Annotated in this window: 15 protein-coding genes; 1 reads left to right on the top strand and 14 read right to left on the bottom strand. The window is 46.0% G+C overall.

What is annotated here, in order from left to right:
* Positions 1 to 39 precede the first annotated feature (39 nt).
* From MU515_RS07895 to hemL, 14 genes are all read right to left on the bottom strand, one after another.
* Complete coding sequence (locus tag MU515_RS07895) at positions 40 to 1452, bottom strand: phosphoglucomutase/phosphomannomutase family protein (RefSeq protein ID WP_260259876.1); 1413 nt, start codon at positions 1450 to 1452, stop codon at positions 40 to 42.
* Between the two features lie 50 nt (positions 1453 to 1502).
* A complete protein-coding gene (locus MU515_RS07890; RefSeq protein ID WP_260259875.1) occupies positions 1503 to 3911 on the bottom strand; it encodes a glycoside hydrolase family 94 protein in 2409 nt (802 codons plus the stop codon).
* Positions 3912 to 3969: 58 nt separating this feature from the next.
* Positions 3970 to 5901, bottom strand: a complete 1932-nt coding sequence (locus MU515_RS07885; RefSeq protein ID WP_260259874.1) for a beta-N-acetylhexosaminidase — start codon at positions 5899 to 5901, stop codon at positions 3970 to 3972.
* 12 nt (positions 5902 to 5913) lie between these two features.
* The gene (locus MU515_RS07880) at positions 5914 to 6789 is read right to left on the bottom strand and encodes a glucosamine kinase nucleotide-binding domain-containing protein (protein ID WP_260259873.1); all 876 of its coding nucleotides are present in this window, start codon (positions 6787 to 6789) and stop codon (positions 5914 to 5916) included.
* A gap of 4 nt (positions 6790 to 6793) precedes the next feature.
* Positions 6794 to 8512: a glycoside hydrolase family 9 protein gene (locus MU515_RS07875; RefSeq protein WP_260259872.1), complete on the bottom strand. Its 1719-nt coding sequence runs from the start codon at positions 8510 to 8512 to the stop codon at positions 6794 to 6796.
* A 78-nt stretch (positions 8513 to 8590) separates the two neighbouring features.
* The gene (locus tag MU515_RS07870; RefSeq protein ID WP_260259871.1) at positions 8591 to 9586 is read right to left on the bottom strand and encodes an ABC transporter ATP-binding protein; all 996 of its coding nucleotides are present in this window, start codon (positions 9584 to 9586) and stop codon (positions 8591 to 8593) included.
* Positions 9587 to 9631: 45 nt separating this feature from the next.
* The gene (locus MU515_RS07865) at positions 9632 to 10615 is read right to left on the bottom strand and encodes an ABC transporter ATP-binding protein (protein ID WP_260259870.1); all 984 of its coding nucleotides are present in this window, start codon (positions 10613 to 10615) and stop codon (positions 9632 to 9634) included.
* 2 nt (positions 10616 to 10617) lie between these two features.
* Positions 10618 to 11643, bottom strand: coding sequence for an ABC transporter permease (locus tag MU515_RS07860; protein WP_260259869.1), 1026 nt, complete (start codon positions 11641 to 11643; stop codon positions 10618 to 10620).
* A gap of 2 nt (positions 11644 to 11645) precedes the next feature.
* Positions 11646 to 12632 (bottom strand): ABC transporter permease, encoded by a 987-nt coding sequence (locus MU515_RS07855; RefSeq protein WP_260259868.1) that lies wholly within the window; start codon positions 12630 to 12632, stop codon positions 11646 to 11648.
* Between the two features lie 171 nt (positions 12633 to 12803).
* On the bottom strand, positions 12804 to 14486 hold the full coding sequence (locus MU515_RS07850) for an ABC transporter substrate-binding protein (RefSeq protein WP_260259867.1): 1683 nt from the start codon (positions 14484 to 14486) through the stop codon (positions 12804 to 12806).
* A 646-nt stretch (positions 14487 to 15132) separates the two neighbouring features.
* A complete protein-coding gene (locus MU515_RS07845; protein WP_260259866.1) occupies positions 15133 to 18516 on the bottom strand; it encodes a hybrid sensor histidine kinase/response regulator in 3384 nt (1127 codons plus the stop codon).
* Between the two features lie 196 nt (positions 18517 to 18712).
* Positions 18713 to 19735 (bottom strand): 16S rRNA (guanine(1207)-N(2))-methyltransferase RsmC, encoded by a 1023-nt coding sequence (gene rsmC / locus MU515_RS07840; RefSeq protein ID WP_260259865.1) that lies wholly within the window; start codon positions 19733 to 19735, stop codon positions 18713 to 18715.
* An 89-nt stretch (positions 19736 to 19824) separates the two neighbouring features.
* Positions 19825 to 20910, bottom strand: a complete 1086-nt coding sequence (locus tag MU515_RS07835; RefSeq protein ID WP_260259864.1) for an AI-2E family transporter — start codon at positions 20908 to 20910, stop codon at positions 19825 to 19827.
* Positions 20911 to 21153: 243 nt separating this feature from the next.
* Complete coding sequence (hemL, locus tag MU515_RS07830; RefSeq protein WP_260259863.1) at positions 21154 to 22446, bottom strand: glutamate-1-semialdehyde 2,1-aminomutase; 1293 nt, start codon at positions 22444 to 22446, stop codon at positions 21154 to 21156.
* Between the two features lie 281 nt (positions 22447 to 22727).
* On the opposite strand from hemL, the gene erpA reads away from it, so the two are divergent.
* Positions 22728 to 23069: an iron-sulfur cluster insertion protein ErpA gene (gene erpA, locus MU515_RS07825; protein WP_260259862.1), complete on the top strand. Its 342-nt coding sequence runs from the start codon at positions 22728 to 22730 to the stop codon at positions 23067 to 23069.
* Positions 23070 to 23348 lie beyond the last annotated feature (279 nt).

The raw sequence follows: 23348 nt of genomic DNA, 5'->3' as shown, positions 1-23348 counted from the left end.
AAATGCTCTTCACCTATAGGGTGTAGGTGCTTGGTAAAGTTATAGTTTAAGGAAAGCTTTTACTTGTTCTACGACCTTCTCTGCTGTTGGTTGGTCTTCCATCTCTGCGAAGATACGCAGTAATGGTTCGGTACCAGAGAAGCGAGCGATTACCCAACCGCCATTCTTAAAGTAAACTTTTGCGCCATCTTCGTAGCTCACTTTTTCGATCTCGTAGTCAAACTCAGGCAGTTGTTTTTCTACGTAAATCTTATTGTAAAGCGTCTCTTTTTGCGCAGGTTTGAAGGTGCAATCACCTTCTGCTGTGTAGGCATAGCCGTACTTGCTATAGATTTCATCCAATAGGTCAGACAATTTCTTGCCGGTTACAGAAATCATTTCTACCAATAGGCTTGATGCGAACACACCATCTTTACCCTTGATATGGCCGCGAATTGTTAGGCCACCTGAGCTTTCACCACCAATCAGTGAGTCATCAGCTTCCATTTGTGAGCTGATGTGTTTAAAGCCTACAGGAACCTCAAAGCTCTTCTCACCGTGATCTTCGGCAATCTTGTCAAGGATATGAGTAGTGGCAATGTTACGTACCACAGAGCCTTTCCAGCCTTTGTATTCAAGCAAGTAGTAGTAAAGTAGGATTAGCACTTCGTTCGGGTGAATGAAGTTACCTTTCTCATCGATAATACCTAGGCGGTCAGCATCGCCATCAGTACCTATACCGATGTCGTAGCCTTCTGCCGCGACGAGGTGTTTTAGACGGTAAAGAGTCGCAGCACTTGGTGATGGCATTAGGCCACCAAAGTCTGGGTTTTTACCATCGTTGATTACGTCTACGTCACAGCGACCATTGATCAATACTGTTTGCAGCGCATTCTTCGCTACGCCAAACATTGGATCGATCAGAACGCGTAAGTTAGCTTTCTTGATTGCTTCAATATCAATAGCGTTAATGATCGAATCAACGAACTCGTTCATTGGGTTGATCGGTAAGATCAACTTGTCTGTCACTGCTTGTTCAAACTCAACGCTCTTCACTTGATCGTGAGATAGCTGAGCAATTTGCTCTTCTACTTTTCTCGTGATTACTTCGTCTGCATCACGGCCACCTTCAATGAAGATTTTTACGCCGTTGTAATCCGCAGGGTTGTGTGAAGCTGTAATACAAGCTGAGTAAGCACAGCCCATCTCTTTTGCTTTGAACATGACGATAGGTGTTGGAACAAACTTGTCGATGAAGCTGACGGTTACGCCATTAGCGGCCAATACTTCAGAGAACCAACGACCTGCTTTGTCAGATAAGAATCGACGGTCGTAACCAATAACAAAGCCTTTGTCTGCTACTGATTCTTGGTTAATGATGTTTGCCAGTGCTTGAGCAACAAGACGAACGTTATCTTTAGTGAACTCTTCACCAATAAAGGCGCGCCAGCCGCCCGTACCAAATTGAATCATGGGGAATTCCTCGGGGAAAGAGGGCAACCATTGCTGGTTGCCCATGACGATTAGCCTAGAGTAACGATAACTTCGTTTACGCTGCCTTCTGCTTGTACAGGAACAGAAGCACCAGTGATTTGCTCACCGTTAACCGTGATAGATTTAACGCCTTTGCTTACTGATTCAGGGTTTTCTACCTTGATGTTGTAAGTTGCGCCTAGCCATTGACGAGTCACCTCGAAACCTGGCCAGTCAGTTGGGATACATGGGTCGATAGTTAGACCATCAAAACCAGTACGAACACCCAGAATGAAGTTCGTTACCGCAAAGTAAGCCCAACCAGAAGTACCTGTTAGCCATGGGTGGTTTGCACGGCCATGGTCTTGGTGGTCACGACCCATGATGAATTGAACGTATGAGTATGGTTCAGCCACACGCTTTTCAATGATGTCGTTTTGGTTGTATGGGTTTAGTGCATCGTAGAACTTCATTGCACGGTCACCACGGCCTAGTTTTGCTTCAGCAACCCATGCCCATGGGTTCGGGTGAGAGAAGATAGCGCCGTTCTCTTTCACACCTTGGTATACGCGAGTAACAAAACCGATATCGTCGTTTGGCGTTGCAAACGATGGTGAGTTTAGATGTAGACCGTATTCAGAGAATAGGTTCTCATCGACTGCGTCCATCGCTTTTTCACCGCGCTCTTGAGAAACCGCACCAGATAGAACCGCTAGTGTGTTTGACTCAAGGTGTACACGACCTTCAGCTTGTTGTGCTGTACCGATCTTGTCGCCATTTTTAGTTAGACCACGGATGTACCAACCGCCTTCGTCATCCCATAGGTGCGTTTCACATGCTTCACGCACGTTCGCTGCCATTTCAGTGTATTTCTCTACGTCTTCTTGCTTACCTAGGAACTTCGCTAGGTCGATGAACTCTTGCAGAGCCCAGAAGTGTAGGAATGACACCATTGAAGACTCACCACCGCCTAGGTTTAGACAGTCGTTCCAGTCAGCACGAAGACCTTTACAGATACCTGTTTGACCAACGTACTCAGCAGAGAAGTCTAGAGCCGCTTTCATGTGCTCGTAAACGCTAGCGTCACCGCCGTCTGCGTATGGAATCACTTCATCAAAGAACTTATGTTCGCCTGTTTCCATCACGTACTTACAGATGGTAGGAACTAGCCATAGGTGGTCATCAGAACAAGTGTCTTCAATACCATGGATTTTATCGTCATCAGATGGAGTAGGAACTACCGTTGGTGACTTAGATGGCTCAACGTCTGCTTTTTCTGGATCGAACCAATCAGGATCGAATAGGTGCAGGCCGTAACCCGCTTTAACCTGACCACGTAGTAGGTCAACAATACGCTTGCGCGTCATTGCAGGGTTAGCGTGTGGTACTGAGATTGCGTCTTGTGCAGTATCGCGGTAGCCCAGACCAGTACGGCCACCTACCTCGATGAATGATGCAAAGCGAGACCAAACCACACACGTTTCTGCTTGGTAAAGCGTCCAAGCGTTGATCATTGTGTCTAGGCCTTCGTTTGGCGATTTCACTTGGAACTTGTCGCAACGCTCGTTCCAGTGTTCTTTAATGCCAGCGAATGCAGCATCAACGTTCGCAAGGTCTTGGTACTTAGTGCGTAAACGCTCACCGTTACCTTTACCGATACCTAGGATGTAAGCAAAGCGTACTTCTTCACCCGGTTGAATGGTGAATTGCTTGTGCAAAGAACCACAGTGGTTGTAACAAGTTTGCGCAGTGTTGAAACACTTACCTTGCTCAACCGCTAGTGGGTTCGCTTCATCACGGTATAGGCCAAGGAAGCTATCGCGTTGACCGTCGTATGAATCTGGGTCAAATGTTGATGCTAGGTAGTAGAAGCCTTCGAAATCGTTAGTGTTGTAGTACAGGTCGTACTCAATCACGCCGTCTTTGTACTCAGTACCCGCAGAGTATAGAGACATCTGGTGGTTCTGGTTGTCAGATTGAATGTGGCTGAATGAGAACTCAACAAATGAGAACGCACTGATTGTACGTGGTTTGTCTGAAGTGTTCTTAATCACAACATCCCAGATCTCTGCATCTTCACCTTTCGGTACGAACAGAGTCTTAGTGGCAGTGATGCCGCTGTATTCACACTTGAATTTAGAGTAAGACAAGCCGTGACGAACTTCGTAGTTCGCTTCGTCTAGGCTTTTTGCTACTGGTTGCCATGAGATTGACCAGTAATCACCCGTCTCATCATCACGTAGGTATACGTAGTGCCCTGGGCGATCGAATGTCGCGTTTGGACGGAATTTAGTCACGCGGTTGTACTCAGGTGAGTTGTAGAACGAGTAACCGCCCGCGTTATGAGAGATAACGGTACAGAATTTTTCTGTGCCCAAGTAGTTCGTCCATGGTGCAGGCACATCTGGGCGTGTGATGACATATTCACGATTGTCATTATCGAAATAGCCGTATTTCATCTTAATTTCCTTTTTTACCAAGCCACTCTAAGGTGGTTAAATTTTTAAGCTAGAAAAACTAATTGTTTGTTGATTGTTTCGATTTCCACGGATGACGGTATTTCACCTCTTGAAGATCAAGTAGAGGGAAATGGCCTTTCAAACGTGATAAATAATCTTCCCAGTCACGCTGAGATTTATTGGTCCAACACGCTTCTGACATAGCCGTTAAGCGTGGAAATATCATGTAATCCATACGCTCTTGGGTGGTGATGATTTCACACCAAAGCGCGCATTGAATGCCGAGAATTCGTTTACGAATCGGGTCGTTTTCAGGAACTTCTTGTAATGGTTCATAGCGGTAGGCGTTTTCTAAAGGAATCACCGCTGCCCAATCTACACCCGGTTCATCCGGCGAGTAGTCTTGAGTCATATCTAAGTAAGTCGATTGAGCCGGTTGCAAAATCACATCAAAACCTTGGCTCGCACAATTCAGTGCTGCTTCTTCGCTTAGCCATGAGTAGATAACGGTATCTTTGCTTACCTTGTTGCCATGCTGAGCTTCTTCCCAGCCCACCATACGTTTGCCTAAAAGCTGGAGGCGTTTTTCTGCGTAACGCAGTAGGTGGCCTTGTAGCTCTTTGCTGTTTTGGTAGCCGTGATTTTCCATCAAGGCTTGGCAACTTGGGCTATTTACCCAAACGCCATCAGGTACTTCGTCTGCGCCAATGTGTACCCATGGTGATGGGAACAGTTGGGCAACTTCGGTTAGCACTTTATCGAGGAACTCGTAAGTACCCACTAACGAAGGAGAAATAACGTTATCGTTGTAGTGTTGAATACTGCGGTATTGCGACTGATCCGCTTCATCAAGCAGTAGATGAGGCAGTGCTTTTAGCGCAGCGCGGCAGTGACCTGGGATATCAATTTCAGGGATGATGGTAATGCCGCGTTCTTCTGCATAAGCAATCACTTCGCGCACTTCATCTTGGCTGTAGTAACCCTTGTGTACCGTGTTTAAGCTACTGAATTGAGGTTCGAGTAGTTTACCTGGGCCACGTTCCGAACCGATTTCAGTCAGCTCTGGATAGGCTTTGATCTCTAAGCGCCAGCCTTCATCATCAGTCAGATGCCAATGAAATTGGTTAAATTTGTAATGCGCCAAATGGTTAATTAGGCGTTTAACTCGCTCTAGCGGGTGGAAATGACGCGCACAATCCAACATCATGCCGCGGTACTTAAAGCGAGGCGCATCGGTGACCTTGATGTAAGGTACACGCAACGTGTTGTCTTGCTCAGTCTTTTCAACCAATTGAATTAAGGTAGCACTCGCGTGAACAAATCCTGCGTGAGAGCCCGCTTCTAAACGAATACCACTGTTTGAAACAGTGAGTGAATACTCACCTTCATCTAGGGTCGGGTTATTGCGAAATAGAATGTCGCTGTGGCCAATTGGACTCGCTTCAAAAGTGAAAAGCCCTTTAAGTTCCGCTTGTAACCAAGTCGCTGCTTTCTCTGCTAGTGTTGCTTGTAGAGTAATCTGGCTTGTTGGCGTCAGTATATAGTGACCATCAAATGCCACCACCTTATTCGGGCGAGGAATGAGTGATAATTTCGCTGCATCCACTTCAGGTACTTCACTGCGCTGGCGGTAAGGCGAAGCGAGTGCAATTGGTGTAATGCTCACTGGGTGCTTCACATCATCACGCTCAATCACAAGCGCGTCTTTAAAGCCATCGGTATAGAAGCGCAGTGGAGCGGTGTTGATGCTAAATTCGCAATAGAAGTGTTGGTTAGCAGGGAGAACTTCTACATCAGGCGTTACTGTGCAAAAGCTACCCACTTGCTTAATTTCACCATGAGTAAAGCTATCGGGAAGAATGTATCGATCGATAATAAACTGCAGTTTCCAATCAACCAGATCTTGGTCTGAAAGGTTGTGAAGCGTTATACCAAAACGGCAATGCTGTTTTTGTTCTGAGAGAACGGTAAGGTCAACGCGATAGCTCATATCTACAAATCCTTAATACAGATTATGCTCTGGCTTACCCGCAAACATGATCGCCCCTTCGATTGCATCGAATTGAGGTGTTACGATCCACTGTTGTACTGGAGGAGAGAGCCAATCTTGAATGCGTTCTGCGATGCTACCCATTAGACAGATGCGTGTAGCACCTTTCTTATTCAAGGCAATGAGGAACATCTCGATATCTGCCGCAGTTTGCTTCAGCATTGAAATTGCTAAAGGGTCACCTTGGTAAGCGTGTTGGAAAATAGCTGGAGAGAATTGGCCGTAATCTTTAGGTATCGCACCCTTAGACCACTCAACAATTGCATCCACATCATTATCAAAATGATTAAGCACGTGCGCTGCAAGAGGGGTTTTCTCTATAATGCCATCATAAGCCAGCAAAACTTGCTGAATAAGGCGAAGGCCCATTATTGCGCCACCACCTTGATCTGAAATTGGGAACTCACGACCGCCAACAACATGTTGTTGACCACCTTCAAGGTAGATACCACACGAACCTGTGCCGCCAATCATGATTGCGCCATCGTCACCATTGTGTGCACCAATACACGCGCCGTAGGCATCGGTATTCAGTGTCATTGAAGCGAACGGATGTGAAAGCGCCATGAATTTTTGCCATGAGCCTTTGTGCTCAGCGCCTGCGAGCGCAAGACCAACGTGCATCTTGGCAAAGTCTTGCTCAGTGAGACCACCTTGTTTCGCGGCTTCAGTAATGGCTTCTACAATGGATGCCATTGCGATTTCAGCACCAAGCATAATGTTGGCGCTGCCTCTTTTTGCCTCGCCAATAAGGTTGTTTTGTTCGTCGCGGATACGGGCGCGGCAAGATGTGCCGCCACCATCAATACCAATTCGGTACAGAGTCATAGGATTAGTCCTCTAAGCTGTCAAAGTGATTGAATTGACAGATGATCGCGAGCAAATACCACGCCCCATGAGGGATCCATTGCTCACCCCATCGCCAGTTCTGCAACATATCATCTTTCTGACCCGGAGGATTGAAGGCAATATCTTCCTCGTCCTCAAATCCGCCTGTAATACCGTTGCAAACACCACCTTTGGCATTAAAGAAGCCCAAGTGAGGTAAATAGTCTGGGTTGTTTTGGCCGAAACCATCCAACATACACATGTTGTAAGGGTTATGACCGACAATCCAGTTCAAAGCATTTTGTGCAAACTGCGCGAGCTGTTTTTGCTGCTCGCTGTCTTTCGCGTGATTTTGAGCAAGGAAAGCCATGCTTGCTAAAGAGCCTAAACGCGCGTTTTCACCCTGCCACCAGTAACCTGATTCGTTGTCATGCGCGACGAAGAAAGCTTCGCGTTTATCGCCATTAACTGGTTTTACGTATTGGCGTGGGTAGCCAAATGGGTTCGCTGCGTTATTAGTGATAGTGAGCTCAAAGTCGATCGCTTGAGCGACAACTTGTTTGGTTGCTTGATAAGCCTCACGATCACTTTCAATCGATAGGTACTCACACAAAGCAATAACGGGTAAGCCTGCTTCTGCTGCGTGGAAGTATGGGCGAGAGCCATCAGTATTGGCTGCCCAGTAGTGTGCTACCTCTGAATCTGAGGTTTGACGAGTCGCGAGGCGATCTGCCCAGCGACGAGATTCAATAAGATAATTTTCATCTTGCGTTGTGCGGTACAGTTCTACGGCCGCAAGCAATGCGCAGTATTCATCAATGATGTTTTCTTCACCATCATTGAGGTATTGCGTGTTGTTTTCTTGTAAGTGCCAGTAGCCCTTTTCTGCCGCTTGTAGGTAGTCCTCACTTGAGAATTCACCGCTAACGTCTAAACGTGCCGCAGAGGCTAATGCCGCAATTGATACACCGCCGCCTTGGCGGAAGCCGGCTTGATAATCGTCAGATTTGTGACCATCTTGAGTCGCGTAAGCGCAGATCTCACGTTGAATAATGTCTTTCGACCATTTATCGAATACGGTCATGTAGAAGAAGCCATCTTGGTTTTGCATACGCACCAAGAAGTCTGCGCCAAATAGCGCCTCTTCAGTAAGGCGAACTTGTGAATATTTAGCGAATTTTTCATTCTCACCCAGTAGCTCTAACCCTTTTAGCATGTTCCAAACCACCATAGGGATTTGTTGCGGGTTGAGGTAATTGGCGTAGGAGAGGTGGCTTAAGTATTTGCTTACGTCGCCAGAAGCGTCATACCAACCGCCATGAACATCTGCGGTTTGATCGCTACCCAATAGTGGCGCTTGGCGGTCTTGTTTATCAAAAATGCCACCACAACGTTGGGATTTGAAGTAATGTAATACATCAGAAAAAGTCTGTTGCATCAGTACGCCGCTACCGATTTCGAACTCTTCTGAGCGAACATTATCGGCTCTTAGGTAGTAATTACCCGGCGTCTGGAAAACAGAAAAATCAATGCGAAAAAAATACCCTTGGTGCCAGTTGGCGACTTTAGTGCCTTTCTCGACATCTAATGTCGCTACAGTTTGATGACTATCCGCGCACACCAGCAAGGCAGTGGATGTAGACAAGCGTGGCTTCTTGGTCATCAAAATAGCCTGCTTAGGCCCAAGGGATTCGTAACCAATATGGTTAGTGATTAGCAGCATTGATATCTCCGCAAAAAATCTATTTGTAGCTGTAAGGAAAGAGATTGAGCCAAGAGACCTCTCTTGGCTCGTTGTTGCTTAGTTTTCGTATAGGTAACAGCGTACAAAGTGGTTGTCAGACAACTGTGTTACGCCTGGTAGACGTTCACGACATTTGTCGGTTGCTTGCTGACAACGACCTGCAAATGGACAACCTGCTGATTCTGGCGTCCAAAGAGGGATTTCACCCTTGTTACCTTTCAACTTCTCGTGGATCGATTTACTTGGATCCGGTACCGCAGAAACCAATAGCTGCGTGTATGGGTGTTGAGGATCGTGAATGATCTCTTCTGTATCACCCCATTCAACCATGTGGCCTACATACATAACCGCTAGGTCTTCTGCAATGTAACGAGCTGTCGCGATATCGTGCGTGATGTAAAGTAGAGACATTTGCTTCTCAAACTTCATCTCTTCCATCAGGTTAAGAACACCGGCACGAATCGATACGTCTAGCATTGAGGTTGGTTCGTCCGCCAATACGACTTCTGCACCTACCGCGATGTTACGTGCAAGGTTTACACGCTGACGCTGACCACCAGATAACTGGTGAGGGAATTTCTGTGCAGTTTCTTTTGGTGGAATCAGACCAACTTGTTCAATTAGGTCGTATACACGCTCTTCAAGTTCCTTCTTATTGCCCGGCTTGATCTTCTTGTGAATAAGAAGCGGACGCGCAATATGGTGGAAAATGTTGTGCGTAGGGTTTAGCGAGCCAAACGGGTCTTGCCAAACCATTTGTACGCCTTCACGGTAGTGCATCAAGTCGCTTTTAGAGTTGATGTCTAGAATGTCGCGGCCTTTGTACTCAATCGTACCTGAGGTTGGTGCGTACATTTTCGCAATCATCTTAGCGGTGGTTGACTTACCTGAGCCTGATTCACCTACTACAGCTAAACCACGGCTTTTGTACATTTTGAATGACACGTCGTTGATCGCACGCATCATTGGTTGTTTTAGGGCATTACTGTTGATAGGGAAATCTTTGACAAGATTCTTACCTTCAACCAGTAGTTCGCCGAAATCTTTGCTCATAATTGTCTCCAGAATAATTTTATTTTTGCTTATTTTTTGACATTGCTAGATCTTGGTCTGGGCAATTGGCTCACCGTAAAGGTGGCAGTTTGAGAAGCGATTTGGCTCAATCTGTCTCAACTGAGTTTGCACCTGAGTACATTTCTCATGTACACGGTCGCAACGAGCTTGGAAACGACAACCTTGTGGTACTTCAAGTAGGTTTAATGGGTTACCCGGAATACCAGTAAGTTTCGTTTTTGGGCCTGTCAGTGGAGGGAATGAGCTACCCAAGCCCTTGGTGTAAGGGTGGTATGGGCTAGTTAAAATTTCCTTCGACGGAGCAACTTCGATCAACTCACCTGAGTACATGATGCCGATACGGTCTGAGAACTCGACCATCAATGAAAGGTCGTGAGTAATAAACAGAATCGAGAAACCGAACTCTTCTTTAAGTGCGTAGATCTTTTGCAGGATTTCACGTTGAACCACTACGTCTAGTGCTGTAGTTGGCTCATCCATGATGATCATTTTCGGGTTAAGAGCGAGCGCGATTGCGATAACTAGGCGCTGACGCATACCACCAGAGAATTGGTGAGGGTAGTCAGTCAGACGGCTAGGGTGAATATCTACAATTTCAAGTAGACCTTCAGCACGCTTACGAGCTTGCTCACGAGTCATGTTCGTGTGACGCATAATTACGTCACAGAACTGCTCTTCCATAGTCAGTACAGGGTTGAGCGCGTTCATCGCGCTCTGGAACACCATTGACATCTCGCTCCAGCGGAACGCTTGCATGCGTTCGTCGCTGTATTTGAGGATATCTTCGCCATTGAAGATAACCTCACCACCAGTGATAAACGCTGGCGGCTTATGTAGACGCATTAGTGAGAAGGCTACAGTTGATTTACCACAGCCAGACTCACCGGCAAGGCCAAAGACCTCGCCCGGTGCAATATCAAAGCTTACGTTGTTACAGGCGCGGACATCGCCCGCTTCTGTAATGTAGTCAACGCAAAGGTTGCGGATAGAAATTAGTGGTGCAGTCATGATTATTTATCTCCGCTCCAAAGTGCATTTTGTGGTGGTAGCTCAGGCTCACGTTCTTCTTTGTCTTGCGCTGCAAGTTTCTTCCAGCGTTTCATACCTTTGTGAGAACGTAGCTGCGGGTTAGCAATTTCATCAACCGCGAAGTTAAGTAGAGCTAGACCAGTCATCAGTAGAATCAGCGCCATACAAGGTGCTAGTAGTTCCCACCATGCGCCAATTAGCATTGAAGAAGACGTTTGTACGTTGTACAGCATGATGCCCCAGCTCACTGTGTTCGGGTCACCTAGACCTAGGAACGAGATAGTCGCTTCCATCATGATTGCGTACATAACCGAGCCGATGAAACTTGCACCCACGATAGGGATAAGGTTTGGCAAGATTTCAACGAAGATGATGCGCCATGAAGATTCACCAAGAACTTCAGCGGCTTTAACAAACTCTTTTTCACGTAGGGCAAGTGTTTGGGAGCGTATTACACGAGCACCCCATGCCCAGGCCGTAAAGCCGATAATCAAGGAGATTGTTAGTGGCCCTGCCTCACCGATGAAGGCTGCCAATACAAACAGTAGTGGATATTGCGGAATAACCAGCATGATGTTCATGGCTGCAGTTAACACATCGTCCACTTTGCCGCCAAAGTAACCAGCTGAAATACCGATGATTGTTGCTAGGAAACATACTGTGATACCAGCACCGAAACCTACTGCTAGCGATACGCGAGCACCGTGTACGAATTGAGACCAAACGTCACGACCCATACGTGTTGTACCCATCACGTGATCTGCTTTTTTAGACATAATCAGAGTACGGCGGTCATCTGCAAGGTTTGTCGCTACCCAACCATCAGGGCTGCTTTGCGCTAGTTTAACGACTGGCGCAGGGTATTCATGTGGGTTACCTGTACGTTTGTCTGGCGCATGTTTTGCTAAAAACGGTGCAAACAGTGCAATGAACAGGAAAAGAGCAAGGATAATACTACCCGTAAGTGCCATCGGGTTATTACCGATGAGTTTTAGGAAACCTTTCATGATTATTTGCCTCCCTTACGTAGGCGAGGGTCTAGAACAACGTATAGCATGTCTGCTAGTAGGTTAAAGAACAGCATGAACAGAGTCATGATTAGTAGCTGACCTTGAAGTACTTGGTAGTCACGCGCTTTAATCGCGTTGAACAGTACTGAACCTAGGCCTGGGTAGTTGAAGATGATTTCGATGATTAGCTGACCACCGATCGCCATGCCTAGTGCCATTGAAAGCGCGGTTACACTTGGAAGCATCGCGTTACGCGCCGCGTAGTTGAATACAACACGTTTTTCGTTAAGGCCTTTACCCTTCGCCATAGTGATGTAGTCTTCCGCTAGCAAGTTAATCATGTTGTTACGCATGTTAACTAGGAAGCCACCAATCTGAACGATGGTTGCACAGAATAGAGGGAGTACAGCGTGGTAACTTACGTCTTTAATGAATTCCCAGCTTGTCCAGTCAGGTGTTGTGCCCGGTGTATATGCGTAGCCAGTTGGGAACCATTTAAGGCCGATTGCAAAGGTAAATAGTGCGATCATCGCGATTACTACCTGAGGAACCGCTTGAACAACAAGCATACCCGGAGTAACAAACGCATCGTATTTGCTACCGCGTTTCCATGCTGCGTAGATACCAAGAATTGAACCAAGCGAGAACGAGATAATTACAGCAGTACCTGCTAGGAATAGTGACCAACCAAATGCACCACCTAGAAGTTTGTTTACTGATAGAGGGTAGAATTGAATCGAAGTACCCAGTTCCCAGCTTAAAATATTTTTCATGTACGCAATGTACTGAACAAATAGGCCGCCATCGACGAAACCTAGTAGCTCTTTCATTGCTGCGATACGTTCAGGTGTTACCTGAACAGAAGCATTCGCGAACATCATGGTAACTGGGTCACCTGGCATCGCTCGCGGAATAATAAAGTTTAGTGTTGCCGCAACTAAAAGGGCGACAAGATAAAATGACAAACGTCTTAAAAAATAACCCATAACTTACACCTTACACACCCAGATTTTCCCTGTTCCTGGTTTCAGGACGCTCCTAGCGAACTACAAAATTGAGCGTAGATAATCCCCTGACGACGAGCGCCATATCTAAACTAACGAGAGTGGGGGGGATTAAGCGGCGTACTGAACGTACGCCGCAAGATTAAACGTCGATTACTTAACTGGTTTTAGGTCCAGTACGTGAAGTAGACGCTCTGGGATACCGTCCCAAATGTTTGGACGACCCTTAGGATTTTCTTCGTTCCACCAACCAGTAAAGCGAGTTGTGTTGTATTGGAACATGTATGCACCAGACATTACTGGAACAGTTACTTGGTCAGCTGCAATGATTTGCTGAATACCGTGAGCGATTTCCATCTGCTCCGCTTTATCAGCAGTTTTGTAGAAGCTGTTTAGTAGGCTGTCTAGCTTGTCGTTTTTGTAGTAGTGCATTGCGAAACGTGGCATACCGTCACCAGACTGAAGCGCTGAGTTGTAGCCGCTGTTCCAGTATAGGTGTGGATCCGCACCGTGGAAGTAGTTAGTGTAAGCAACATCATATGTTGCTTCTAGCATCGCTTGGTTGTACACAGAGAAATCTGGAGTACGTGCTTTCGCTTTGATGCCTACTTCTGCTAGTTGCTCAACTGCAAGTTGAACTGTGTTGTTGAAGTCAGTCCAGCCGTTTGGAGATTGAACTAGAAGCTCGAATGGCTTACCAGATGGAGAATCAACGAAACCGTCTTTATCTACATCTTTGAAACCAGCTTTCGCTAGAAGCTCTTTAGCGCCTTCAACGTTGTACGTGTTGAAACCTTTGTACTTGTTGTGAGTCGCTTCATCAGACCAAGGTTTGAATGCGTAACCTAGACCAGATGCGAAGTCATTCACTGTACCGCCACCGTAGAATGCGATGTCGATGATAGTTTGACGGTCAAGAGCCATTGAGAACGCGCGACGGAAGTCAACGTTAGTTAGTACTTCGTTCTTAACTGGATCTGGGTGTTTGAAGTTAACAACAAACGCCTGAGTACCTGATGGCGGGTACCAGTACTGGTGGTTAGGGCTTGCTGCTGCGTAAGTACGGTCGATGTCAGGAATGAACGAAGAAGTCCAGTCCATTTCGCCGTTTACAACTTTACCTAGGAACTGGTCGTTGTTCGCGATTTGAGGAACGCGTAGACAATCAACGTCTAGGTTATCAGCATCCCAGTATTTAGGGTTAGCACACTGAAGGTATAGTTGTGGAGTAAAGTTAGCGATTTCAGTGAACGGGCCAGTACCTACTGGTTGCTCGTTCATGAATGTTGCTGGATCTTTCACTTTAGCCCAGATGTGCTCTGCTACTACAGGAACCTTAACGATTTCGTAAGGAGCGTTTGAGTTAGCTTCTGAGATGTAGAACTTAACTTGGTAGTCGTTAAGTTTTTCAACTTTAGTTACCCATGCGTTGATACCAGATTGGTCTAGCTCAGGCTTCTCTTTAACTAGGTTGAAAGAGTACATAACGTCGTCTGCGTTGAATGCTTCACCGTCAGACCAAGTTACGCCTTTACGTAGATCAAATGTAACGCTCAATAGGTCGTCAGCAATTGTGAAGTTCTCTGCTAGACGGAATACAGGAGTGTTACCGTGCATTTCGTTGAATACTACTAACGGCTCGTAGATGAAGTCACGAGTAGTATGAAGGTTAGTAGCACCTAGGTACGGGTTAAAGTTACGTACGAAAGTTGTGTACTCTTTAGGGTGGATCGTTAGTTCACTTTTCTCAGCTGCAGTTGCTACTGACGCAAAGCCAGTTGTAGCTGTTGCGATAATTGCTGTTGCTAGTGCTGTTTTTTTAATGTTGGCAAGCATAGCTGTTCCTTACTATTTGCTTTCATTTCACTTATGGATACGAATGTTATCAATTGATGAACACTCCTCTAAGGCCTACCTCAATGCTCGTTTAAAAACTTCGGAGGAAAGTCAGTAAACATGAGTGGCCTGTAGGCCTTAGGCATAGCTAGAAGACACCGAAAACGATTGTTTAGCAATTGGCATTCCCGTTAAAAACGTCAAAACATATCGCTATCTCGTTAATAACGTTAATTAACGTTAGTTTTGCGCGATTTTGGTTAAAAAACACACTTTGAACCAGGTCGCATATTACTAGGGGGTGAAGTTTCTATATTAGTGGTTACTATCGTATTTGTTTAGCTTAAATAAGCGGTCTGAGTGGTAGGTTCTTATCTGAGATCTTCATCACTAGCCGGTTTTTAGGTTATTTTCTCACGCTAATTTAAAACTGCCGAATTGTTGTGATTGGCCTCTCAATATCGATTCAAAAATAGACAAAGAGGCCTTTTTAGCGTTTTTTACAGTGATTTTCGACCATGAAAAAGTCGTGATTTAACGTCGGTATAGGGGTTGTTTTTCGTCGTGTAAAAACTGTAATGAGAACGATTATCTCGAAGCCAAAAAAAGCCCGCATTGAATGCGGGCTTTATGCTTGGGAGGTTCGTTAGCTAGTCAGTAAGTGTTGTAACTTGTCACGCTGTTCTTCGATGTGAGTACGTTGTGATGTTGATTCCTTACAGTGCTCAAGGATGTAGTCTAACGAGCTCAGTACCGTGCGCCAACGTGGTGTCTTTGGTAGCGTTTCGATACGTAGGTACTTATCTAATGTGCGCGTCTGTAGAGTACTGCGGTCAAGATAAACACGCCACAGGCCACTTTGCTCTGCAAAGGTGAACTTAGTTTGCCCCGTTGCACTCTCCCAGTAATCGATAGCGCTTGTCATGGCATCTACCAACACTTCACGCATGATTTCTTGCTTAGACTGAGACTCACCGGTGACCTTATCTGCAAGGCGGGTAAACTCACCACCGAGTTCTTTTAACTGCTGTAGCTTGCCTTTATCGCCGTCAAATGCGTAGCTTGAAAGCGCTTCGATTGCCGTCTCTAGGTTGTTAATCCTTACCGCATTAATGCTGCCACCGACATTGAAGATGTACATCGATTTAAGCCCTGAGGCTTGCGGTAACTTGAGGATATCAGCAGAGACATGTTGTCGAACGTCTTCAACGTAAATATCAACGTTGCCACAGAAGTGCTCTTGATTCACATCGAGGAATCGCGGTGCCAATATTTCTTCGGCGTTGGAGCGTTTTAATTGTTCTGTAGAACGTTTGAATAGACGAGAAGCGGCTTCGTTGGCAAAGCGGATACGCCCATCTTCGCGAATGCAGATGATCGCCTCAGGCGCGGATTCTAGCTGTTCAAGCAGTCTGCCTTGAGTCTCAAGTAAGCTTGCTTCTACGTTGGCACGTTCTTTTAGCTCTATTAAAAGCTGTTGATTCTCAACTCTTCGCTGCTCAGCCTTGCTCGCCGTTAAGTGGGCGACGATACGTGCCGCCAGTTCTTGCTTGTTGAACGGCTTCGATAGGTAGTCGTTTGCACCAGCGTTAAAGCCACGCACGCGGTCATCGGGTTGATTTAGAGCGGTCAACATGATGATTGGCAACTGAGTATGATCGTAGCTTTCACGCAGTGTTTGACAGACTTGGTAACCACTAATGCCCGGCATCATGATGTCGAGTAGTAATAGCTCTGGCTTTTCTTCTTCTATTTTTTGCAGCGCTTCATAGCCATCTTTTGCTGTACGCACCTGATAACCCGCCAAGCGTAAGAAGCTTTCTAGCACGCGCAGGTTAACCGGTTCATCGTCGACAACTAGTAATAGAGGGCCATCAGGGTTTTCTGGCAAGCTTGCTGGCGGCAGTTCGGCGGTTTCATTTGCCTCTGGCGCTCTAAAGTGCAAGCTATCTAGATGACTGGCTTGTTCAATCTGCTCTTCTGTTGCGAGTGGTAGCGTAAAGCTGAAAGTAGTACCAACCATCGGCTGACTGCTGACATACAGTGAACCGTCCATCAACTCAATAAGCTGACGGCTGATGGATAGGCCCAGGCCAGCACCTTGACGATAGCGGCTAGAGTCTTGCCCTGCTTGAATCAAAGGTTCAAAGATGTGTTCTAGCTGATCGGCTGGGATGCCTTGGCCTGTATCCACAACTTGTACACGAATCTTATCGTCTACAACCGACGCAGAAATCACAATCTTACCTTCACGGGTATACTTGATGGCATTGCCGACAAGGTTGTATAGCACCTGCTCAAGACGCTGCGGATCCGCCGCGACCCATAAAGCCTCAACCGGAACTTGGTTAATAATACGAATCGGTTTATTACCAAGTAGATGCGATGAAAGCTCAAGTACCAATCTGGTTGAACTTGCAAGATCGACCGCGCTGAGCTCTATATCCAAATTGCCATAACGCATTTTATGATAGTCGAGCAGATCATCTACTAAGGTCGTTAAGCGTTGACCGCTGCTAATGATAATGTCGAGCTGATATTTGTGATCAGCGGTAATTGGTCCGCTAGCACCTGAGATCAACGCTTCAGCAATGCCCACCATGCCGTGAAGCGGAGTACGCAACTCGTGTGAGGTGGTTGCTAAGAAGTCATCTTTCAGTTTATTTGCTAGCTGTAGCTCATCGTTTTGTTTCTGAATGACTTTGAGGTTGTTCTCTAGTTCTTCATTTTGCTTTTTGATCAGCTCAATCTTCTCGCGAATAGAGCGTTGCATACGCTCAAAGCTCACCGCTAGGCGGCCAATTTCATCTTTACGTTCGGTATTGATTTCCGCGTTAAGATCACCAGCCGAGGCTTTTTCAGCCGACCATGTCAGTTTGAGTAGTGGAGCGGTAATGAAGTTCGACAGATAGTGCGAGGCAATCACTACCAAAATAATCGCAAACAGCATGGCGAAAACAAACACGGTTTCTAGCTGTTGCACGCGCGCAAAGGCATGTTTTTCAGGCACTTCGACCACTAGCGCCCAATTGATGCCTTTTTCGTCAATATGACTATATGCGGCGATAGTATCTTCACCTAACGCATTCTTGAAAGTACCGACTTCAGAGGCTGAGGTGAATGCTCGCTCGATGATAGTGCGGCTATTGTCGACATCTTGCTGCTCGTAGGCGAGGGTGCGCAGTTTGTAGTCAGCGCCTACTAACAAGGTTTTGATGTCCCACGTTTGGTTATTGTCGGCAATCAGCTTGGTGAGGCTGTTGTTCGGCAATCTGAACATCGCGTAGCTGTGAAGGTGACCTTGTTGAATAATTGGTGCGCCCAACCATGCAACGTATTTGCCTTGCTGCATTTCGAAATCAGAGAAAATAACGGGCGTGTATTCTTCGTTGGTTTTACGCGTAGCCGTGACTTTGTCATGCAACGTTTTAAACGCTTTACCTAAGTTGTCGTCTCGGTATTTGCCCGTTAGCAGGTTAGTACCATAGTTGTCATGTTTGTAGATTGAATAGGTGACGTTACCGTTAATATCAACCAGCAAAATATCATCGAAATCAGAGCGTTTAAGCAGCTCTAAATAAGCGCGGTGGTAACGCTTGTGTAATAAGCGGTAACGCTCTGTGCCATTGTAAACTTGCGATTGAGGCAAGATGGCGGTCTTAATTTGATCGCCAGAGCCTTCGATATAGCGCTTTTGTGCGTATTCGCGTGCTTGCTCGATATCTAAGCCCAAACTTTGGAACGCATTAACCAGACCATAAAAACGTCCGCCACTTGCGTAAGCCAGTTCAGAACGAACAAACCCCATCACTTCCGACTCTTTCGCATCAAGATAATCGACGATTTGTTGATGTTTACTGTCACGCACAGAGATCAGGTGAGAGGTGCTCTGCTCTTGCAAGTCCTGACTGTGTGATTGAAGGAAGAACAGTGCAGTCACTGTTAAAGGGGTAATACTGAGCACCAAAAACGCCAACATGAGCGTATTTTGCAGGCGCTTAAACCTTTGCTTTCGGTACAACTTGAACATATTAGATGTATGACTTTCCGTGAAATACGGTGAGCGGTTTGCTTACCGTTAAAAACGTAGATATTCCTAAAATGACAAAATTAACGAGTTTTTTTACTTTGACAAGTAAGTAGCACGGAAAGCGTGGATAGAGGCGCAGTTTTAGTGAGGGGAGATTATAAAACGCCCAGAAATTACGTTATTTCTGGGCGTGACGTTATTTACTTGCGTGATAAATGACAAATTTATTAGTCTTATTTAGCGTCTCGCAATTACCGAAAGCTTGCTCAATAATCGGAGGGTATTTGAGGAAGCTATTGGCAACGATGATCAGCTGACCTGCACCGTTTAGATAGTTTGGCGCTTCAGCAAGCAGGGTTTCCGTTGCGCTATAACTGGTATCTAATCCAGAGTGGAACGGTGGGTTACTGATGATGAACTCATAGTTCGATGATACTTGAGAGTAGACATCGGTGGCGAAGACATGGCCTAGCAGATTATTAGCCGCTAGCGTTGCTTTGCTTGATTCAACCGCAAGAGCGCTTACATCGCACATTTCCAGCTCAATCTCAGGGTTGAGGATTGCCATCACACTACCAATAACGCCTGCACCACAGCCAAAATCGAGTACTTTACCTTTCAGTGTTGGTAGCGTGTCGAGCAGTAGCTTACTGCCGATATCGAACTCGCCATGGCTGAATACGCCCGGTAAACTTTTTATAGTAAGCTGATGGCCTTGGTATTCCACTTGATAGCTTTTAAACCAATCTTTCAGGTTGAACGGCTTCACCTCTTGAGTACATTGACCCCAGTAGAACGAGCAGCGACGCGCTGAATCGTATTTAGTGATGATGCCGTAATCTTTGAACATCTTTTCAACGCTTTTAACGCCCGAGCGATTTTCGCCGACTACCACGATCTCGGTATTAGTACCCAATTTAGCCATTAGCATCGCGAGTAGGAATTCTGCTTCAGCTTTTGCTTTTGGCCAGTACAACAGCACCATGTCTGCTTGTGTTTCCTGATCGAACTCAGCGCCAAAGACAGTCGTTACCTTTGAGTAACCCTGCATCTTACGCGCATAGCCATAGTGAGTAGTAAAGACAGTGACAGATTCACAATGATCGGCAAGTTCTACAGGAAAAAGGTCTTCCGCTTCACCAGCGACGATGACGTGTTTTCCTGAGAAATAGGCCAGTTGTCGCTCGGCAATTTGGCTTGGGGCAATATAGGCAGACATGGATTAGCTCGATTCAATATCGGTTAAATAAAAAGAGGGAGGATTCTCTCATAATCCTCCCTCGCTTAAAACTATCAGTGCGGTTTGGCTTAGTTCTTATCTTGCGAGTCTAAAAAATCTGAGAACTCTTCTTCGTAAAGATTGAACAATACAATGGTAATGGCAAAGATCAGTGGGCCATAAATCAAACCGACTAGGCCAAATAAGTGTAGGCCGCCTAGTAGCGAGAAAAAGATCATTAGGGTGCTCATGCCCGAGCTACCTTGCATTAACAATGGGCGCAGTAAGTTATCAATAGAGCCAACGATAGCTACGCTCCAACCGAGTAACGCAAAGGCCCAGAAGGTATCACCCGTTAGGAATAGATAAATCACGGCTGGCACCCAAATTAAGGCCGTACCGACAACAGGGATGAAGGAAGCAAAGCCCATCATAGTGCCCCAGAACAAACCTGGGAATCCGGCGATAGCCATACCGATACCACCAGCAATACCTTGTGCAATCGCAGTTAAGAAAGAGCCCATTACCGCCGATTTAGACACTTGCTCGATTTCATCAAGTAGCTTGTCTTCTTGGCTACGAGATAACGGTAAAATATGACGAAGGGCTGAGATGATTTTGTCGTGGTCGCGCAGCAGGAAGAACAGCACAAACAACATGAGTAAGAACGACATCAAGAAGTTAGTCGCGTCACCGAGAATTTTGGCGCTGATGCCCACTAAGTTGGTGCCAAATGACGTGGCGAATTCGGCCACTTTAGACGCGATGCCTTGCGGGTTAATCTCGTCAAAAGGTAGGTAAGTGTTTACTAAGGCCAAGCCTTTGGTTACCCAAGGGTGTTCAAAGACTTGCTGAATGCCGCCATGGGTTACCCAATGGTAAGTATTTTGCGAAAATAGTGACCCCTGCTGAATGATGGCAGCAAAGACAAATAGCAGTGGGATGACGATAATGAACGTCAGAACGATACAAGAGAGCAAGGCAACGACGTTTTTATGATTGGGCAACTTGCTCTCAATCCATTCGTGGATAGGGAACATCAGTAAAGAGATGATAAATGCCATCACAATCGAGTTAATATAAGGTTCAACCAATAAAAAACAGGCGGATGCAGCAACCAGTAATGCTGCAATGAGCACCCAGTGGCTGGAAGTGATTTTGATCTTATCTGACACAATGTTGTCCAATCGGTAAAGAAGTTAGCAGTATAATGGCTCTAAATCAGAGCGTTATCAATCGAGAGTTAATATTATGGGCTGTTGCAATAACGATAAATGTAGTCAAGAAAATCATCAAAAACCAAAGAGACGTATTCCTTGGTTTAGTTTGCTAGTGATTGCGATTGCTCTGCTGGTGGTTTTCAACTGGCAATAAAAAAGGCTGCGATCATCGCAGCCTTTGCAGGGGTTCTATATTGATTACGCGTCTTGCGCCAAGATTGCGAAACTGCGATCAGCCGCTTCTAGCGTTGCTTCAATCTCTTTCGAACCGTGCGCTAGAGAGGTAAAGCTTGCTTCGAATGCTGAAGGAGCAAGGTAAACACCGTGATCAATCATTAGGTGGAAGAAGCGCTTAAAGCGTTCAACATCGCACTTAGTCACATCTTCGTAGCAAGTTACGCTTTCTTGGTCTGTGAAGAAGAAGCCAAACATGCCGCCCACTTGGTTTACAACTAGTGGAATACCGTGCTTATCTGCTAAATCTTTAAAGCCATTTGCAAGCTGTTTGGTTTTGCTTGCTAGGCGTTCTTCATTGCCTTCGTTACGCAGTACGTTTAGACACGCGAAGCCAGCTGCCATAGCGACTGGGTTACCTGAAAGTGTACCCGCTTGGTAAACAGGGCCAGTTGGTGCGATGTATTGCATCACATCTTTACGGCCACCAAAAGCGCCCACAGGCATACCGCCGCCGATCACTTTACCTAGCGTGGTTAGATCTGGCTTGATGTTGTAGTGAGCTTGAGCGCCGCCAAGAGCCACGCGGAAACCTGTCATTACTTCATCAAAAATCAGTAGGGCGCCTTCTTGGTCACAGATTTCACGTAGACCTTGGTGGAAGCCTTCTACTGGTGGAATACAGTTCATGTTGCCCGCAACTGGCTCAACGATGATACATGCGATCTCGCCTTTGTTCGCTGCGAATAATTCACGAACTGAGTCTAAATCGTTAAAGGTTGCCGTTAGTGTGTGCTTAGCAAAATCAGCAGGAACACCTGGCGAGCTTGGTTGACCTAAAGTCAAAGCACCAGAACCTGCTTTTACTAGCAAGCTGTCTGCGTGGCCATGGTAACAACCTTCAAACTTCATGATCTTGTCACGGCCAGTAAAACCACGAGCTAGACGAATCGCACTCATAGTTGCTTCTGTACCAGAGCTCACCATACGTACTTGTTCCATTGATGGAACAAGTTCAGAGACAAGCTCTGCCATGTTGATTTCAAGTTCTGTAGGTGCGCCAAAGCTTAGGCCGCGCTGAGCTGCATTGATAACAGCTTCACGAATAATGGCGTGGTTATGGCCAAGGATCATTGGGCCCCAAGAGCCAACGTAATCGATGTATGCTTTACCGTCCGCGTCAAAAATAAGAGGGCCATCAGCGCGCTCCACAAAAATAGGGGCTCCGCCTACACCATTAAAAGCACGTACTGGAGAGTTCACACCACCTGGGATGGTATTCTGTGCCTTTTGATACAGTTCTGCTGATTTGGTCATTGATATATCCTCTTTTGATTGCTCGGACCAATTTGGCAGGCATTGTACCTGTCTGCCCCTCTTCAAGAAATGCTTTCTAGCACATTCTGCGCAATTTCAACTCAATTGCCTTAGAAATCAGAGTGAATCGGTGGATACTTGCAGAGATTGTTGGTGAATACTTGAACGCTACACTCAGGTATTAGATAATCCCATCATTAAGTATAAAAAATTGTCGCTATTTCTGACCATGGCACGGCCATTTTAACGAGAAGTAGCGCTATGAAGTGAGAGAGGTCGTCGTGAGCGAAGCCAGCATTCCCCTAAAGTTCTCTGATGCAGCCGCACAGCGTGTAAATGCATTGATTGCAGAAGAAGAAAACCCAGAGCTGAAATTACGTGTTTACATCACTGGTGGTGGTTGTAGTGGTTTCCAATACGGATTTACGTTTGATGAGAACGTAAACGATGGCGACACGACGATTGAAAACAGTGGTGTAACTCTAGTGGTTGACCCAATGAGCCTGCAATACCTAATCGGTGGTGTGGTTGATTACACTGAAGGCCTAGAGGGTTCTCGCTTCTTTGTAAATAACCCTAACGCGACAACGACTTGTGGCTGTGGCGCATCATTTAGCGTGTAATTGCATCGACAACGAATTTTTGAAGGCTGCCATTTGGCGGCCTTTTTTATTGCCGCTAGTTTGGTATTCACCATTCAACGACATAGATCTATATCATATTTAGTTGAATTATAAATTTAAGGTAATTTATAAACTTGTTATCCGCGTCATCCTTGTTATTCTAGGTTGAGTAAAAAAACGTCAGTGCTGATTTTATTAGGTTGTTTGAATTGGCTTTTTAGTCACAACCCTCAAATAGCCGACCGTCCTAATCTGATCACACTCTTTGCGAAATCAGTA

Source organism: Vibrio intestinalis (genome assembly GCF_025195085.2).
GTDB classification, from domain to species: Bacteria; Pseudomonadota; Gammaproteobacteria; order Enterobacterales; family Vibrionaceae; genus Vibrio; species Vibrio intestinalis.
This window is presented reverse-complemented; position numbering and strand designations above follow the sequence as displayed.